Source organism: Actinomadura gamaensis (assembly GCF_042652125.1).
Lineage (GTDB): Bacteria > Actinomycetota > Actinomycetes > Streptosporangiales > Streptosporangiaceae > Spirillospora > Spirillospora gamaensis.
This window is the reverse complement of record NZ_JBHSIT010000004.1, coordinates 505,937-520,612: the sequence shown is the minus strand read 5'-3', so window position 1 is coordinate 520,612 and position 14,676 is coordinate 505,937. Positions and strand designations below refer to the sequence as shown.

Genomic DNA, 14,676 nt, shown 5'->3' with positions numbered 1-14,676 from the left:
GCCACGGTCAGGCACGCACGTAACAGAGCAAGCGCTCCGAACCACCCGTGGCGTGGCTTGGCGCCGTTTGCGCGTCGCAGCGGTTGGCGGAGCTGAGGTGCGCGGGCAGAGGGGTGCGTGGAACGCTGGGCGCGGGTTAGGCGAAGGATCGGTCGCGGACTAGTTTGGCGGCCACCTTCGGGTCGGTGGGTCCTTCGCCGTAGGACGGGCACAGCGGCGCGATCGCGCAGGCGCCGCAGGCGGGACGCTGCGAGTGGCAGATGCGGCGACCGTGCCAGATCATGCGGTGGGAGAGGATCGTCCACTCCTTGCGCGGGATGAGGTCCGCGACGTCCTGCTCGACCTTGACCGGGTCGTCGGACGTCGTCCAGCCGAAGCGGCGGGCGAGCCGGCCGAAGTGGGTGTCCACGGTGATCCCCGGCACGCCGAAGGCGTTGCCGAGCACGACGTTGGCGGTCTTGCGGCCGACGCCGGGCAGCGTGACCAGGTCCTTCAGCCGGGCGGGGACCTCGCCGTCGAAGCGCTCGACCAGCGCCCTCGACAGTCCCATGACGGACTTGGTCTTGGCTCGAAAGAACCCGGTCGGCTTCAGGATCGCCTCGACGTCCTCGGGGTTCGCGGCGGCGAGGTCCTCGGGCGTGGGATACTTGGCGAACAGTTCGGGCGTGGTCAGGTTGACCCGCTTGTCCGTGGTCTGCGCGGACAGGACGGTCGCGATGAGCAGCTCGTAGGGCGAGGTGAAGTTCAGCTCGCAGTGCGCGTCCGGGTAGATCTCGGCCAGCTCGCGGTTGATCCGCCGCGCCCGCCGGACGAGCCCCAGCCGGGTCTCCTCCTGGAACCGCTTCCGCCTCTGCCTCTGAGCCGCCTGCGTCGCCTTACCGTCAGCCGTCGCCATACCGCCAGCGTAGAAGCTCCGCCAACCCGCCGTGTCCGGCACACGGCGAGAGAGCCTCCGGCGCGCGGTCGGACACGGCCGGCGCGCGGCGCGGCGCAGTCGAGGGATGGCGGAGCGGGTGGGGCGTGGCGGAGCAGGCGGCGAGGGCTTCAGGCTAGGGCGAGGAACAGTTTTTCGAGTTCCTCCACCGACATCGGCGGGGCCTGGTCGTCGGCGCTGGCCAGGCACTGGCGCATGCCACTCGCCACGATCTTGAATCCGGCGCGGTCGAGGGCGCGGGAGACGGCGGCGAGCTGCGTGACGACGTCCTTGCAGTCGCGGCCGGCCTCGATCATCGTGATGACCGCGGCGAGCTGCCCCTGCGCCCTGCGGAGCCGGTTGAGCACGGCCTGCTGCGCGTCCTCGTCGACCTTCATTGCTGACCTCCCGGGAGTCCGCCTCCGATGATACCCGCCCGGGTATCAGTCATGAGCGAACCGGACGTCGGGCAGGATCCGGGCGAGCCGGCGGGGGCAGGCCCAGGCCGCGTGCCCGGTCAGGCGGAGCAGCACGGGCAGCAGGACGAGCCGGACGAGGAAGGCGTCCAGCAGGACCGCGACGCCCAGGACGAGCCCCATCTCCTTCGGCGGAAGCGGGCCGGACAGGGCGAAGGTCAGGAACACCGCCACCATGACGCCCGCGGCGGCGAAGATGACCCGGCCGGAGTGAGCGAGGGCTCCGACGGCGGCCTCGCGGGGATCGCCGCTCCGCTCGTAGTGCTCCTTGGCGGAGGCGAGCAGGAAGACGGTGTAGTCCATCGCGATCGCGAAGATCATGGCGAAGAAGAACACCGGCGCCCAGCCGTCCAGGAAGCCCTGCGGGGTGAAGCCGAGCAGGCCGGAGCCGTGCCCGTCCTGGAAGACCAGCCGGGCGACGCCGAACGCGGCGGCGGTCGAGAGCAGGCTGGTGAGCGTGCCCAGCGCGGCGATGAGCGGCGCGCGCAACGCGAACAGCAGGAGCAGGAACCCGAGACCCAGCACGGTGCCCAGCACGAGCGGCGTCTTCTGGTCCAGCAGGGACTTCAGGTCGAGGTTCTCCACGGCGGCCCCGCCGACCAGCGCGGTGTCCGGCAGGTGGGCGCGCAGCCGCTCGACGGTCCCCGCGAGGGCCGGGGCGGACGGGTCGTCCTTCGGCACGGCCTGGATGAGCGTGAGCGCGGATCCGTCGGCGGACGGCGCACCCGGCATCACGGCGGCGATGCCCGGATCGGCCGCCAGCGTCCGCCGCACCTCGGCGGCCCGCGCGTCGGGCGTGACGATCTGGAGCGCACCGGGAGCGCCGGCCCCGAAGGCTCGCTGGACGGCCGTGAACCGACCCGCGCGGAAGCGTCCGAGGGGACGACGTCGATGGACGGCATGGCCGTGCGCAGCCCGATCACGGGCACGGCCAGCGCGACGAGCACGGCCGTGGCGGCGATCCCCAGCAGCGCGGGCCTGCGCCACAGCAGCCGTCCCCAGGCGGCGAACCGCGGCGAGCGGTGCTCGCCCGTATCCACCCACGGCAGGGCGCCCTTGTCGACGCGGTGCCCGAGCCGGCCGAGGGCGGCGGGCAGGAGCGTGAGCGTGGCCGCCAGGACGAAGACGACGGCGAGCATCACGCCCCCGGCCATGGACCGGAAGGCCGGGGACGGCACGAGCATCACGGCCGACAGGCTCACCAGGACGGTCACCCCGGACAGCAGGACGGCCTTCCCGGCGGTGTCCATGGTCTCGGCGACCGCTCCCTCCGCCCTCGACCGAGCGTCCTCCGCCCCGGACCGGGCGAGCGCTCCGCGGAAGCGCATGACCAGGAACAGCGCGTAGTCGATGCCGAGCGCCAGCGCGAACATCATCGCGAAGTTCATGGCCCAGATGGAGACGGGCGTGAGCGCGGTGAGCAGCACGAGCGAGCCCGCCGAGGCGGCGAGCCCCGCGAGGGTCAGCAGCAGCGGCAGCCCGGCGGCGACCAGCGACCCGAAGGCCAGCACGAGGATCGCCAGCGTCACCGGCCAGGACAGCATCTCCGACGTCATCATCGCGTCGTGGTTGGCGGTGTTGAAGTCGCTCCACATGACCGACGAGCCGGTCGCCGCGACCTTCACGCCCGGCGATGCCAGCGCAGCCAGAGGCGCTTTCAGGTCGTCGGCGGCGCGCACCATCTCGTTGGGGTCGGCCGCCGCACCGGCGAGGATCACCGCCGTCCGCCCGTCCGGGCTGACGGTCGCACCGGGCTGCGGCCGGACGACGTCGCCGATCCTGCCGTCCGCCTTCAGCACCGCCACGGCCCGGTCGATCACGGACGAGACGGAGGGGTCGGTGACCGGACGGTCCGCCGCGACGACGACCTGGAGGGCCGTGGAGGCGTTGCCTCCGAAGTGCTTGGCGGCCAGCTCGCGCACCTGAACGGATCCCGATCCGTCCGCCTGCCATCCGGCGCCCGACAGGGCGGTGGTCACCTTCGGCGCGAACGCGCCGAGCACGACGACCAGTCCGACCCAGACCAGGACGACCAGCCGGAAATGCCCGGCGGCCCAGCCTCCCAGCCGTCCGAGCGGCCCTGGCCGTCCGGGCGGCACCGCCGCGCGTCCTCCGCGGCTCCGCCTTCCTTGTGCGGTGGCCATTCGGCCCCCTTTCGCCAGCGACTCACATACCCCAGGGGGTACCTTCGACCACAAGCGTACCCGATACCCCCAGGGGTATACGTGTCGCCGGAGGCGCGAGACGCGAAACGCCCGCCCCGCGAGACCGCGGGACGGGCGTCGAAAGAAGTGAGAAGAGCTCCGGAGAAGGAATCACGCCAGAGTGAGGAAGACGAACCTCGGCCCGGCGTCAATGCTCGGTCGAGCGTCCATGCTCGGCCCGGCGTCAGCCCTCGGCCGGACGGCCCACCTCGGCCATGTCCAGGGCGGCGGCCCGGCCGATCAGGTCCTCCAGGACGTCCTCGGGCAGCGCGCCCGGCTGCTGGAAGATCACGTTCCGGTCCCGGACGATCATCAGCGTCGGGATGGAGCGGATCTCGAAGGCCGCCGCGAGCTCCGGCTCCGCCTCGGTGTCGACCTTGGCGAAGACGATCTCGGGGTGCCGGTCCGACGCCTTCTCGAAGACCGGGGCGAACATGCGGCACGGTCCGCACCAGGCCGCCCAGAAGTCGACCAGCACCATGCGGTCGCCCTCCAGGACCTCCGTGAAGTTCTCCGTCGTCAGGTTCACCGTGGCCATGCCGTCCACCTTTCGTCTATACCCCTACGGGTATGCGAACAGCCCGCCGCCGACGCGCATTCCCCAACCCTGCGCCCAGGCCGACTCCCAGAAACCCGCCCCCGCGCGACCGCTCCACGTCGAGTATGGTCGTAATACCCCCTGGGGTATATGCGAGGAGGAACCACCGATGATCGAAGTCATTCCGATCGACACGCCGAGCCTGGGCGACCGCAGCTACCTGGTCACCGACGGCCGGGTGGCGTTCGCCGTCGACCCGCAGCGCGACATCGACCGCGTCCTCTCCCTCGCGGAGAGCCGGTCGCTGACGATCACGCACGTGTTCGAGACGCACATCCACAACGACTACGTGTCCGGCGGCCTCGCGCTCGCCCGCGCGACCGGCGCGTCCTACCACGTCAACGGCGAGGATGACGTCGCGTTCGAGCGCACGCCCGTCCGGGAGGGCGACGAGGTCGCGGTCGGCGACGCCATGACGGTCCGCGCGCTCGCGACGCCCGGCCACACGCACACGCACCTGGCCTACGTCCTGCGGGCGGACGGCGCCGACCGCGCGGTCTTCACCGGCGGCTCCCTGCTCTACGGCTCGACCGGAAGGCCGGATCTGCTCGGTCCGGAGCACACGCGGACGCTCGTCCACGCCCAGTACGCCTCCGCCCGGCGGCTGGCCGCGGAGCTTCCCGAGGACGCCGAGGTCTACCCCACCCACGGCTTCGGAAGCTTCTGCTCGGCGACCCAGAGCAAGGCGACGGCCTCGACGATCGGCGCGGAGAAGCGCGGCAACCCGGTCCTGACCCGGAGCGAGCACGACTACGTCGCCACGCTCCTGGACGGCCTGGACGCCTTCCCCGCCTACTACGCCCACATGAGCCCGCTCAACGCCGCCGGACCCGCCGCGCCCGACCTGTCCCCGCCCCGCCGCGCCGACGCCGCCGAGCTGCGGCGCCGCATCGACGACGGCGAGTGGATCGTGGACCTCCGCTCCCGGACGGCCTTCGCCGCCGGACACCTCGCCGGAACCCTCAACTTCGGCCTGGACGGATCCTTCGCCACCTACCTCGGCTGGCTGATCCCGTGGGGCACCCCGCTGACGCTCCTCGCCGAGACGCCCGAGGCCGTCGCCGAAGCCCAGCGGGAGCTGGTCCGCATCGGCATCGACCGTCCGGCCGCCGCGGCCACGGGCAAGCCCGGCGACTGGACGGACGGCGCGCGGCCGCGCTCGTTCCCCACGGCGGGGTTCGCCGAGCTGGCGGCGGTCCGCAGCCACCGGCCGGTGACCGTCCTCGACGTCCGCCGCGACCAGGAGTGGGACGAGTCGCACATCCCGGACGCCGTCCACGTCCCGCTGCACGAGCTGCCCGCGCGGATCGGCGAGCTGCCCGAGGGCGAGATCTGGGTACATTGCGGCACCGGATACCGCGCCTCGATCGCCGCGTCCCTGCTCGACGCCGCCGGACGCCGCGTCGTCACCATCGACGACGAGTACGCCGAGGCCCTCACTCTGGGCCTGGCCGTAGCAGCGTGAGCCTTCCCGGAGCAGCGTGAGCCTTCCCGGGGCAGCGTGAGACTGGCCGTAGCGGGGCGAGAGAGGCCGTGGCGGCGTGAGAGAGGCCCGGATCACCCGTTCCCTGCGCTAGTCGCTGCGCAGACGACCAGGCCGCCCCCGCTGTGACGGGCCTCGCGCTATGACGGCCTGTGGCCCGAGGTGTCACCGGACGTTCTGCGCCAGATGCTGGAAATCATCGCCGAGCACAGGGACGGTGACAGGGACGGTTACGAAGTCTCGGTAGGCGGCTCGCCCGGCTCCGATCGCGTCCCGTACGCGCGCGGGAGCCGGCGGGAGCACCTGGTGGCTCGTCCAGGCCCCGCGGATGACGGCCCTGCGACAGGTGGAAGAGGTTCTGGCGAACAGTGAGTGACTCGCGGGTAACCACGTCCGAAGAGCAGAAACGGTACCTTTGTGACGGCATTCACCCGGCGATCCGTACACTGGGTGCGCAGGAGACGTTCAGGCAACTGGACGCCGCTGCGGGACGATCCGCCCGAAGCGCCGCCGTTCACGGTGTCGCGGACGGCGCGGAAAGACCCGGTTTCGGCGCGCCGCGGACCCTGCCTTCACGTACGCGGTGGGACGTACGTCACACTATGCATGTGGGTGTTCGAGGAGGAGAAGCGTGACCGACCGCGACGTGGACGTTCTGAGCAGGGCTCCGCTGTTCGAGGCCCTGGACGAACAGGGTGCCAAGGCGCTGCGCGCCAACGTGACCGAGGTGCGGCTCGCCCGCGGTCAGACGCTGTTCAACGAGGGGGAGACCGGCGACCGGCTGTACGTCGTCCTGGAGGGCAAGATCAAGCTCACCCGGACCGCGCCGGACGGCCGCGAGAACCTGCTGAGCGTGCTCGGTCCGTCCGAGATGTTCGGTGAGCTGTCGCTGTTCGACCCGCGGCCCCGCACCGCCAGCGCGGTCGCCGTCACCGAGTGCCGCCTGGCCGGGCTCGGGCACGACGACCTGCGGCCGTGGCTGACCGGCCACCCCGAGGTGGCGGTGCAGCTGCTGCGCGCGCTCGCGCAGCGGCTCCGCAAGACCAACGACGTGATGGCCGACCTGGTCTTCACCGACGTGCCGGGCCGCGTCGCCAAGGCGCTGCTCGACCTGGCCGAGCGTTTCGGCCAGCCGTCGGAGGCCGGGCTGCACGTCCACCACGACCTGACGCAGGAGGAGCTGGCCCAGCTCGTCGGCGCGTCCCGCGAGACCGTCAACAAGGCCCTCGCCGACTTCGCCCAGCGCAACTGGCTGCGCATCGAGGCGCGCGCCGTCGTCATCCTCGACATCGAGCGCCTCCGCAAGCGCTCCAAGTAGCCCGCGCAAGCGCGGACGCTCCCAGCAAGCGCGAAACGCCTTCAGCAACCCGGCGCGAGCGCGAACGCTCCGAGCGACCCGCGCAAGCGCGAACGCTCCAACCAACCCTGCGCAAGCGCATTCGCTCCGAACAATCCGGCGCGAGCGCAACCGCTTGGAGCGGCCCCGCGCGAGCACGAAAGGCTCCGAGCGACTGCGCGTGAGCGCGAACGCTTGGGGCGGGCTTGCGTGAAGCCCGAGCGTTCCGAGTCGGCCCCCCGGCGAGCGCAAGGGCTTCGGCCCCTGCGCTCGCACTGCGCGCGCAGGGCGTCGGTGTCAGGAGCGTTCGGCCAGGTAGTCGAGCTGGCTCTGCACGGACCATTCCGCGGCGGGCCACAGGTTCCGGTCCACGTCGGCGTAGACGATCTCCACCACCTCACGGGCCGTCCGGGCGCCCGCCCGGACGGCCGCCTCGACCTGGGCGAGCCGGTCGCGCCGGTGCGCGATGTAGTGGTCGATCGCGCCGAGCGGGTCGTCCAGCTTGGGGCCGTGGCCCGGCAGGACGGCGACGGCCTCGTTGTCCTCGGCGAAGCGGCGCAGCCGGTCCAGGGACGCCAGGTAGTCGCCCAGCCGCCCCTCCAGCACCGTCGATCCGTAGCCGAGCACGGTGTCGCCGGTCAGGATCGAGCGGTCGGCGGCCAGCCAGAACGTCAGCGAGTCGTCGGAGTGGCCCGGCGTCTCCATGATCCGCAGGTCGAGCCCGCCGGTCGTGACCACGTCGCCCTCGACCAGGCCCTCCTCGCCGAGCCGGTGCCGGGGGTCGAGCGCCCGCACCCGGACGTCCTTCCCGGCCATCCCGGCGAACATCGCCGCGCCCGCCGAGTGGTCCGGGTGCCCGTGCGTCAGCAGGACGAGCCCGACGCGCCGTCCGCCCGCCTCGGCCTCGGCGAGGACGCGGGCCAGGTGCGTCCGGTCCTTCGGACCGGGGTCGACGACCACGACCTCCTCGGCGCCGGGCTCGCCGACGATCCAGGTGTTCGTGCCGTCCAGGGTCATGGGGGACGGATTGGGGGCGAGCACGCATCTCGCCCGTTCCGTGCCGGTCCCGTCGATCTCGCTCACGCGTTCCATCCTGCCCGACCGTCCGAGGCCGGCACCGAGCCGGGCCAGCCGCCGCGGCAGGGACGTCCCGGCGAGGCGGGTGCCGAGCGCCCACATCAGCCGCGCCCGCGCCGCAGGCATCAGAACGTTCCCTACGCCGAGGCGTCGTACCGGACGGCGTCCTCGGGCAGGACGAGATAGGGCTCACCGTCGATGATCCGGCCCTCGGGCTCCAGGACGACGATCTCGCGCGGCGAGGCGAGGACGTCCGCCACCGTCTCGAAGCGGGACAGCTCCTCCAGCGTCGCGAGCGTCGGCGGCAGCATGGCCCATTCGCCCGCGCGCGCCCGCGCGACGGCCTCGTCCGGACGCACCCACGCGACCCGGTCGGCCTCGGTGCTCACGTCGCGGGCGCGCTGGCCGTCCGGCATGGCCGCGACGAAGAACCGCGTGTCGTAGCGCTTCGGCTCGATCGCGGGCGTGATCCAGTGCGCCCAGGGACGCAGCAGGTCCGAGCGCAGCACGAGCCCGCGCGCGTCCAGGAACTCGGCGAAGGACAGGGAACGGTCCAGCAGCGCGCGCCGGTCGCGCTCCCAGTCGTCGCCGCGCGTGTCGTCCACGACGGACTCGCCGGTCGGCCCGGCGAGCAGCACGCAGGTCTCCTCGAACGTCTCGCGGACGGCCGCGCAGACCAGCTCGCGGGCGAGCGGCTCGTCCGCGCCGAAGGCCCGCCCCCACTCGGCCGGGGACGGCCCGGACCAGCCGAGGCTCGCCTCGCCGTCGCGCGGGTCGACCGAGCCGCCGGGGAACACGTACGCGCCGGGCGCGAACGCCATCGAGCCGACCCGGCGCAGCAGGAACGCCTGGAGCCCGTGCTCGGCGTGGTCGCGCAGCACGACCACGGTCGCGGCGTGCCGCGGCGGAACCGGCTCGATCGTCCCGGCCGCGATTCCCTCGATCTGCTTCCGGAACTCCGCCGGCAACCTCAACCCGTTCATGGCGCCCCATTCGGGCATACCGAACGACATTCCGTCAAGGCTGCCGGGCGCGTTCCGGCACTCCGGCTCGCCGCCGGAGTCGGCGGCCCCCGGCGATCAGCGAGCCGGGGACTTCCCTGGTCGCGACCGCGACCAGGGAGGAGTCAGGAAACTTCGGCGATCAGTTCGACCTCGACCGGCGCGTCCTTCGGCAGGACCGAGACGCCGACCGCGCTGCGCGCGTGCACACCCGCGTCGCCGAAGACCTCGCCGAGCAGCTCGCTCGCACCGTTGATCACCTGCGGCTGGCCGGTGAAGTCCGGGGCGGACGCGACGAACCCGACGACCTTGACGATCCGGACGACCCTCGACAGGTCACCGAGCTCCGCCTTCAGCGCCGCGATCATGTTCAGCCCGCAGATCCGGGCCAGCTCGGCGGCCCGCTCGGGGCTGACCTCGGCGCCGACCTTGCCGGTCGCCGGCAGCTCGCCCTTGACCAGCGGAAGCTGCCCGGCCGTGTAGACCAGGTTCCCGGTGCGCGCGGTCGGCGCGTAGGCGGCCAGCGGACGGACCACCTCGGGCAGTTCGAGTCCCAGCTCGGCGAGCCGCTCCTCGGGCGTGGCCACGCTCACTCCACCTCGCGCTTGAAGTAGGCCACCAGGTTCTCGGGGTTCGGGCCGGGCAGCACGGTGACGAGCTCCCACCCGTCCTGGCCCCAGTTGTCGAGGATCTGCTTGGTCGCGTGGACCAGCAGCGGAACGGTCACGTACTCCCACTTCTTCATGGCGCTCAGCCTAGCGATCGCCGCCTAGCGACCGCGCGGCGGCGGGAGGCGCCTCCCCGCGTCCACGCCCGCGCCGCCGAAACGCACATGATCACCGTCATACCGGGCACGGTCGCCATCGTTCCGGGCACGGTCGTCGTCATAACGGGCGCGATCGTCGCCGTTCCGGGGGTGGGCGGTGTCGTAGCGGGCGCGCGCGTCGTCCACCTCGGGCATGTGCCGCTCCGCCCACTCCCGGACGGTCTCGACGATCGGCATCAGGCTCTCCCCGAGGACGGTCAGCGTGTAGTCCACCTGGACCGGAACCGTGTGGGTGACGTGCCGCGCGACCAGGCCGTCCCGCTCCAGACCGCGGAGCGACTGGGTGAGCATCTTGGCGCTGATCCCGGGGACGGCGCGGGCGAGTTCGGCGTGCCGCATCGTCCCGTTCTCGGCGAGGCGGGTGAGCAGCATGGTCGTCCACTTGTTGCCGAGGACGGCCATGAGCCGGCTCGTCGGGCATGACTCCATGTAAGCGTCGAACTCGGCCTTCGCCCGCGCGCGCCGCTCCGCTGCGGTCATCGTGACCATGGCTCCCACCTCCCGTTATGTCGCACGCCTCACCTCGGGGTCGGGTACGCACTCGGAAGTAACCTCTTCCGGCCGACCTCTCTTCCGCGCAGCCTCGTAGCTGCGGGAGGTTCCCGCGCAACCCATATCACCAGGGAGTTGTTCGGCATGCGTGCGATCAGTGTGACGGAGTACGGCGGGCCGGAGACGCTGCGGGTCGCGGACGTCCCCGAGCCCGTCCCCGGGCCGGGCCAGGTCCGGATCAGGATCGAGGCGGCAACGGTCAACCCGGTGGACGTCGCCGCCCGCGAAGGCCTCCTGACCTCCCTCGCCCCCGACCTGCCCCTCGGCCTGGGCCTGGACGCGGCCGGCGTGATCGACGCCGTGGGCGCGGGCGTGGAGCGGCTCGCGGTCGGCGACAAGGTCATCGGCCTGCGCGACCGGCTGCCGATGGCGACCGGCACGCACGCGGAGGCGATCGTCCTTGACGCGGACGCCGTGGTCCACGCGCCGCGCACCGTGGACGCCGCGCACGCCGCGACGCTTCCACTGAACGGCGTCACCGCCTACCAGGGCCTCGACCTCCTGAACCTCCCCACGGGCGCGACGCTGCTGGTCACCGGCGCGGCAGGAGCGGTCGGACGGTTCGCGGTCGAGCTCGCGGCGCTGCGCGGCCTCCGGGTGGTCGCCGCGGCCTCCGCGTCGGACGAGGCGGACCTTCGCGAGGCCGGAGCGTCGTTCTTCGTCGCACGGGACGAGCCGCTGGGCGCGACCGTCCGCACGCTGGTCCCCGGCGGCGTGGACGGCGTCCTGGACGCCGCCGGACTCGGCATCCGCGCCCTCGACGCCCTCCGGAACCGCGGCGCATTCGTCGCGGTCAACGGCGGCGCGGTGGTGCCGGTGAACCTGCGCGGGACCCGCGTCCAGAACGTCTGGTTCCACGCCGACGCCGGGCAGCTCGCCCACCTCGTCTCGCTTGCGGACGCCGGAAGCCTCACCCTCCGCGTCGCCGACGTGCTCCCTCTGCAGGACGCCGCGAAAGCCCACATCCGCCTAGCCGAAGGAGGGCTGCGCGGACGCCTCGTCCTCCAGCCGTCCTAAACCGCACCGCACAAGAAGACCGCGCACCCGGCTTCACGCACTAGCGCGGGCTCGCGCAGACGCCCCGGCCCTCACGGCGCGTTCGCGCGGACGCCTGAGCCGCGGGCTGCGCGGGTTCGCGCGGACCGCGTCGGAGCGGGGTGATGGGGGTGGGTGTCAGGGGTGGTCGGTGCGGATCAGGACGCGGCGGAGCAGGGCGGAGAGGTGGCGGAGCTCGTCCGGGCCCAGGGCGGCGAAGATGCGGTGCTCCTCGTCGCCCTGGGCGTCCATCGCACCGCGCCAGGCCGCGCGTCCCTCGTCGGTGAGCTCGACGATCACGCGGCGGCGGTCGGACTCGGACGGCGTGCGGCGGACGAAGCCGCGCGCGGCGAGGCCGTCGAGGCGGCCGGTGATCGAGTTGGGCGCGACGCCGAGGTCGGCCGCGAGCTGGGAGGGCATGGCCCGGCCGCGCCGTCCGGCGAGGGCGTGGAGGGTGTCGAACTCGTGCAGGTGCAGGTCGCCGTCCGCGAGCGCCCGCTCCCGGACCCGCCGGAGATGCGCGGAGATCTTGTGGATGCGGGTGATGGCCCCCTCGACGTCGGGGTCGAGGCCCGGAAGGAGCGGCACCCACCGCTCGATGTGCTCGTCCACCTGGTCGCGGGTCTCCATGCCCGCCAGGATACCCAGCCGCTTCGCCGAGGAATAATTCTTTGACGAATAATTCGTCAGCGAACTAATCTCCGTGGGCATGACGCACCCTCTGCGCAGCCGGGACTTCCGGCTGCTGTTCACGGCCCGCGCGCTCTCCCTGTCCGGCGACGCCGCCGTCCCCGCCGCGCTGGCCCTGGCCGTCCTGCGGATCACCGAGTCGGGCTCGGCGCTGGGGCTCGTGCTCGCGTCCGCGCTGATCCCCCGCCTCGTGGCCCTGCCGATCGGCGGTGTGCTCGCCGACCGCCGCGGCGCGCGCCCCATCGCGATCGGCACGGACGCGCTCGCGTGCGCCGCCCAGCTCTGCACCGCCCTGCTGCTGCTCGGCGGACACCCGGCGTTGTGGCAGCTCGCCGTCCTGCAGGCGGTCGGCGGCGCGGCGTCCGGGCTGGCCCTGCCGACGATGTCGCCGCTGGTCGTCGGGACCGTCCCGGCGGACGCCCTGTCCCGCGCGAACTCCCTGCTCGGCACGGTCACGGGCGCGACCCGCCTCATCGGCCCGGCCGTGGCGGGGACGTTCGTGCTCACGATCGGTCCCGGCTGGACGTTCCTGTTGGACGCCGCGTCCTTCGGTGCCAGCGCAGCCCTGATCTCGTGCGCGCGCGTACGCCGCAGGGACTCCTCAAAGGACTCCGCGAAGGAAGCCGCGAACGACTCCGCGAACGACTCCGCACCGGCGCGTTCGCTGGTCGCCGACTTCAGGCAGGGATGGACGGAAGTCCGTTCACGCGACTGGTACTGGACGAGTCTCGTCGCGCACGCCATGTGGAACGGCGCGCAGAGCACCCTGCTCACGCTCGCACCGCTGATCGCCGTTCAGCACATGGGCGGCGAGACCGCATGGATCGTCACGACGGAAGCGGGGGCGGTGGGCTTCGTCGTCGGGTCCCTGATAGCGGGACGCGTCCGTCCGCGCCGTCCGGTAGCGGTTGCTAACGCGGGCCTCGCCGCCCATGCCATACCGCTCATCGCGCTCGCGTTCTACGCGCCGGCTCCGGTTTTCATCCCCTGCTACTGCTTCGCTATGGCCGGCCTAGGGTTCCTGAACCCCACGTGGGAAACGACCGTGCAGGCGACCATTCCCGCCGGAGCGCTCGCGCGAGTGAGTTCCTATGACTGGCTCCTGTCGCTTGCCGCCGCACCCCTCGGCTACTCGCTCGCGCCGTGGGCCGCGTCCGCGTGGGGACCGCGAGGTCCGTTGCTGGTCGCGGCCGTACTGGTCGCCGCGTCGTCCCTGGGGACGCTGGCCGCTCCGGGCGTCCGCCGTCTCACCCTGGACGCTTCCCCGCCGGACGCGCCGAAAGCTGCGCCAGAGCATCAAACGGTCTGAGCCGATACAAGAAAAGGCGGCGCCCCCGGCAGCACCGGGGACGCCGCTGATCTCCTCGCGGCGGCTATGCCGACGGCTGCTCGCCGCCACCGATGCCGCGCGGGTGCTCCGGACGCGTCAGTTCCGGCGCGTCCTCCTCGTGGTGCTGCGGCGCGTCCAGGCCCATGACCGGCGGGACGTCCTCGACCGACTCCATCGGCGGGGCCTGCTCGGTGGCCTTCGCGAGGTCGTGCTCGGCCTTGGCCAGCCGCTCGCTCAGGTCCGTCTTGGGCTGCCCCTCGCCGCCCTGCGCGGAGAGCGAGCCGCCCGCCGCGCGCTCGAAGAAGCGCAGGATCTCGACCGGCAGCGGCATGACGAGCGTGCTGTTCTTCTCGGCCGACACCTCCACGACGGTCTGCAGCAGGCGCAGCTGGAGGGCCGCCGGGTCCTGCGACATGATCTCGGCGGCGGCGGCCAGCCGCTTGGACGCCTGGAACTCACCGTCCGCGGTGATGATCCGGGCGCGCCGCTCCCGCTCCGCCTCGGCCTGCCGGGCCATCGAGCGCTTCATGCCCTCCGGCAGCGACACGTCCTTGATCTCGACGCGCTCGATCAGGATGCCCCACGGGTCCTGGGTGATGTTGTCGATGATCCCGCGCAGCCGGGCGTTGATCTTCTCCCGCTCGCCCAGCAGCTCCTGCATGTCGGACTGGCCGATGATCGACCGGAGCGAGGTCTGTGCGACGGTGGACACCGCGTAGCCATAGTTCTGCACGTTCACGATCGCCTTCACCGGGTCCACCACCCGGAAGTAGACGACCGCGTCCACCCGGACGCTGACGTTGTCCTGGGTGATGCCCTCCTGCGCGGGCACCCCCATGGTCACCGTCTGCTGGTTGACCTTCTGCATCCGCTCGACGATCGGCAGGATGAACGTCAGGCCCGGCGTGCGCACCGCGCCCGGCCGGAGCTGGCCGCCGCGCTGCACCTGGCCGAAACGGAACACGATGCCGTGCTCGAACTGCTGCACGATCCGGATCGACGACGCCACCCCGATCAGCGCGAGCACCGCGATCACTATGACGAGGAAGAGGACCACCGCCATGGCGGGCCACCTTTCAGCCGAACTGCCCACGGGCCCGAGGTCCGGGTCCGGCGGACCGGCCGACCGACTGGCCGCCGCCGTCCGGTCCCTGG

At 72.4% G+C, this 14,676-nt stretch carries 16 protein-coding genes; 4 read left to right on the top strand and 12 right to left on the bottom strand.

What is annotated here, in order from left to right; all coding sequences use genetic code 11:
- Positions 1–136: 136 nt before the first annotated feature.
- From nth to trxA, 5 genes are all read right to left on the bottom strand, one after another.
- Positions 137–895: an endonuclease III gene (gene nth, locus ACFPCY_RS16580; RefSeq protein WP_378256032.1), complete on the bottom strand. Its 759-nt coding sequence runs from the start codon at positions 893–895 to the stop codon at positions 137–139.
- Positions 896–1,044: 149 nt separating this feature from the next.
- A complete protein-coding gene (locus ACFPCY_RS16575; protein WP_378256030.1) occupies positions 1,045–1,311 on the bottom strand; it encodes a metal-sensitive transcriptional regulator in 267 nt (88 codons plus the stop codon).
- A 45-nt stretch (positions 1,312–1,356) separates the two neighbouring features.
- Positions 1,357–2,163, bottom strand: coding sequence for an MMPL family transporter (locus ACFPCY_RS16570; protein ID WP_378256028.1), 807 nt, complete (start codon positions 2,161–2,163; stop codon positions 1,357–1,359).
- Complete coding sequence (locus ACFPCY_RS16565; protein ID WP_378256026.1) at positions 2,121–3,533, bottom strand: MMPL family transporter; 1,413 nt, start codon at positions 3,531–3,533, stop codon at positions 2,121–2,123. Before ACFPCY_RS16565 ends, ACFPCY_RS16570 begins: the two co-directional genes overlap by 43 nt.
- A 244-nt stretch (positions 3,534–3,777) precedes the next feature.
- Entirely contained in the window at positions 3,778–4,131 is a 354-nt protein-coding gene (gene trxA, locus ACFPCY_RS16560; RefSeq protein ID WP_378256024.1) for a thioredoxin, read from the bottom strand.
- 169 nt (positions 4,132–4,300) lie between these two features.
- Between trxA and ACFPCY_RS16555 the strand changes: the two genes are divergently transcribed.
- Together ACFPCY_RS16555 and ACFPCY_RS16550 are read left to right on the top strand one after the other, a co-directional pair.
- The gene (locus ACFPCY_RS16555; RefSeq protein WP_378256022.1) at positions 4,301–5,656 is read left to right on the top strand and encodes a rhodanese-like domain-containing protein; all 1,356 of its coding nucleotides are present in this window, start codon (positions 4,301–4,303) and stop codon (positions 5,654–5,656) included.
- 649 nt (positions 5,657–6,305) lie between these two features.
- Positions 6,306–6,992, top strand: a complete 687-nt coding sequence (locus tag ACFPCY_RS16550; protein ID WP_026412280.1) for a Crp/Fnr family transcriptional regulator — start codon at positions 6,306–6,308, stop codon at positions 6,990–6,992.
- Between the two features lie 315 nt (positions 6,993–7,307).
- On the opposite strand, the gene ACFPCY_RS16545 is transcribed toward ACFPCY_RS16550, so the two are convergent.
- From ACFPCY_RS16545 to ACFPCY_RS16525, 5 genes are all read right to left on the bottom strand, one after another.
- On the bottom strand, positions 7,308–8,213 hold the full coding sequence (locus tag ACFPCY_RS16545; RefSeq protein ID WP_378256020.1) for an MBL fold metallo-hydrolase: 906 nt from the start codon (positions 8,211–8,213) through the stop codon (positions 7,308–7,310).
- Positions 8,214–8,224: 11 nt separating this feature from the next.
- Positions 8,225–9,100 (bottom strand): NUDIX hydrolase, encoded by an 876-nt coding sequence (locus ACFPCY_RS16540; RefSeq protein WP_378256018.1) that lies wholly within the window; start codon positions 9,098–9,100, stop codon positions 8,225–8,227.
- Positions 9,101–9,213: 113 nt separating this feature from the next.
- On the bottom strand, positions 9,214–9,675 hold the full coding sequence (locus tag ACFPCY_RS16535; RefSeq protein WP_378256016.1) for a RidA family protein: 462 nt from the start codon (positions 9,673–9,675) through the stop codon (positions 9,214–9,216).
- A gap of 2 nt (positions 9,676–9,677) precedes the next feature.
- Positions 9,678–9,833, bottom strand: coding sequence for a DUF4177 domain-containing protein (locus ACFPCY_RS16530; RefSeq protein ID WP_378256014.1), 156 nt, complete (start codon positions 9,831–9,833; stop codon positions 9,678–9,680).
- Positions 9,834–9,857: 24 nt separating this feature from the next.
- Entirely contained in the window at positions 9,858–10,403 is a 546-nt protein-coding gene (locus tag ACFPCY_RS16525) for a winged helix-turn-helix transcriptional regulator (protein ID WP_378256012.1), read from the bottom strand.
- Positions 10,404–10,550: 147 nt separating this feature from the next.
- Between ACFPCY_RS16525 and ACFPCY_RS16520 the strand changes: the two genes are divergently transcribed.
- Positions 10,551–11,483 carry an NADP-dependent oxidoreductase gene (locus ACFPCY_RS16520; protein WP_378256010.1) on the top strand — a complete coding sequence of 311 codons (933 nt, stop codon included), beginning with the start codon at positions 10,551–10,553 and terminating at the stop codon, positions 11,481–11,483.
- A 156-nt stretch (positions 11,484–11,639) separates the two neighbouring features.
- Here the strand turns inward: ACFPCY_RS16520 and ACFPCY_RS16515 are convergent, their stop codons facing one another.
- A complete protein-coding gene (locus ACFPCY_RS16515) occupies positions 11,640–12,131 on the bottom strand; it encodes a MarR family winged helix-turn-helix transcriptional regulator (protein ID WP_378256008.1) in 492 nt (163 codons plus the stop codon).
- A 79-nt stretch (positions 12,132–12,210) separates the two neighbouring features.
- Here ACFPCY_RS16515 and ACFPCY_RS16510 point away from each other — a divergent pair, with 79 nt between their 5' ends.
- On the top strand, positions 12,211–13,500 hold the full coding sequence (locus tag ACFPCY_RS16510; RefSeq protein WP_378256006.1) for an MFS transporter: 1,290 nt from the start codon (positions 12,211–12,213) through the stop codon (positions 13,498–13,500).
- 64 nt (positions 13,501–13,564) lie between these two features.
- On the opposite strand, the gene ACFPCY_RS16505 is transcribed toward ACFPCY_RS16510, so the two are convergent.
- Positions 13,565–14,584 carry a slipin family protein gene (locus ACFPCY_RS16505; RefSeq protein WP_378256004.1) on the bottom strand — a complete coding sequence of 340 codons (1,020 nt, stop codon included), beginning with the start codon at positions 14,582–14,584 and terminating at the stop codon, positions 13,565–13,567.
- Between the last annotated feature and the right edge of the window lie 92 nt (positions 14,585–14,676).

Coding starts and splice junctions, on each gene's coding strand:
- ACFPCY_RS16555 (WP_378256022.1), top strand. CDS start 4,301: ATGATCGAAGTCATTCCGATCGACACGCCGAGCCTGGGCGACCGCAGC.
- ACFPCY_RS16565 (WP_378256026.1), bottom strand. CDS start 3,533: ATGGCCACCGCACAAGGAAGGCGGAGCCGCGGAGGACGCGCGGCGGTG.
- ACFPCY_RS16510 (WP_378256006.1), top strand. CDS start 12,211: ATGACGCACCCTCTGCGCAGCCGGGACTTCCGGCTGCTGTTCACGGCC.
- ACFPCY_RS16520 (WP_378256010.1), top strand. CDS start 10,551: ATGCGTGCGATCAGTGTGACGGAGTACGGCGGGCCGGAGACGCTGCGG.
- trxA (WP_378256024.1), bottom strand. CDS start 4,131: ATGGCCACGGTGAACCTGACGACGGAGAACTTCACGGAGGTCCTGGAG.
- ACFPCY_RS16530 (WP_378256014.1), bottom strand. CDS start 9,833: ATGAAGAAGTGGGAGTACGTGACCGTTCCGCTGCTGGTCCACGCGACC.
- ACFPCY_RS16540 (WP_378256018.1), bottom strand. CDS start 9,100: ATGTCGTTCGGTATGCCCGAATGGGGCGCCATGAACGGGTTGAGGTTG.
- ACFPCY_RS16515 (WP_378256008.1), bottom strand. CDS start 12,131: ATGGAGACCCGCGACCAGGTGGACGAGCACATCGAGCGGTGGGTGCCG.
- nth (WP_378256032.1), bottom strand. CDS start 895: ATGGCGACGGCTGACGGTAAGGCGACGCAGGCGGCTCAGAGGCAGAGG.
- ACFPCY_RS16505 (WP_378256004.1), bottom strand. CDS start 14,584: ATGGCGGTGGTCCTCTTCCTCGTCATAGTGATCGCGGTGCTCGCGCTG.
- ACFPCY_RS16525 (WP_378256012.1), bottom strand. CDS start 10,403: ATGGTCACGATGACCGCAGCGGAGCGGCGCGCGCGGGCGAAGGCCGAG.
- ACFPCY_RS16545 (WP_378256020.1), bottom strand. CDS start 8,213: ATGCCTGCGGCGCGGGCGCGGCTGATGTGGGCGCTCGGCACCCGCCTC.
- ACFPCY_RS16575 (WP_378256030.1), bottom strand. CDS start 1,311: ATGAAGGTCGACGAGGACGCGCAGCAGGCCGTGCTCAACCGGCTCCGC.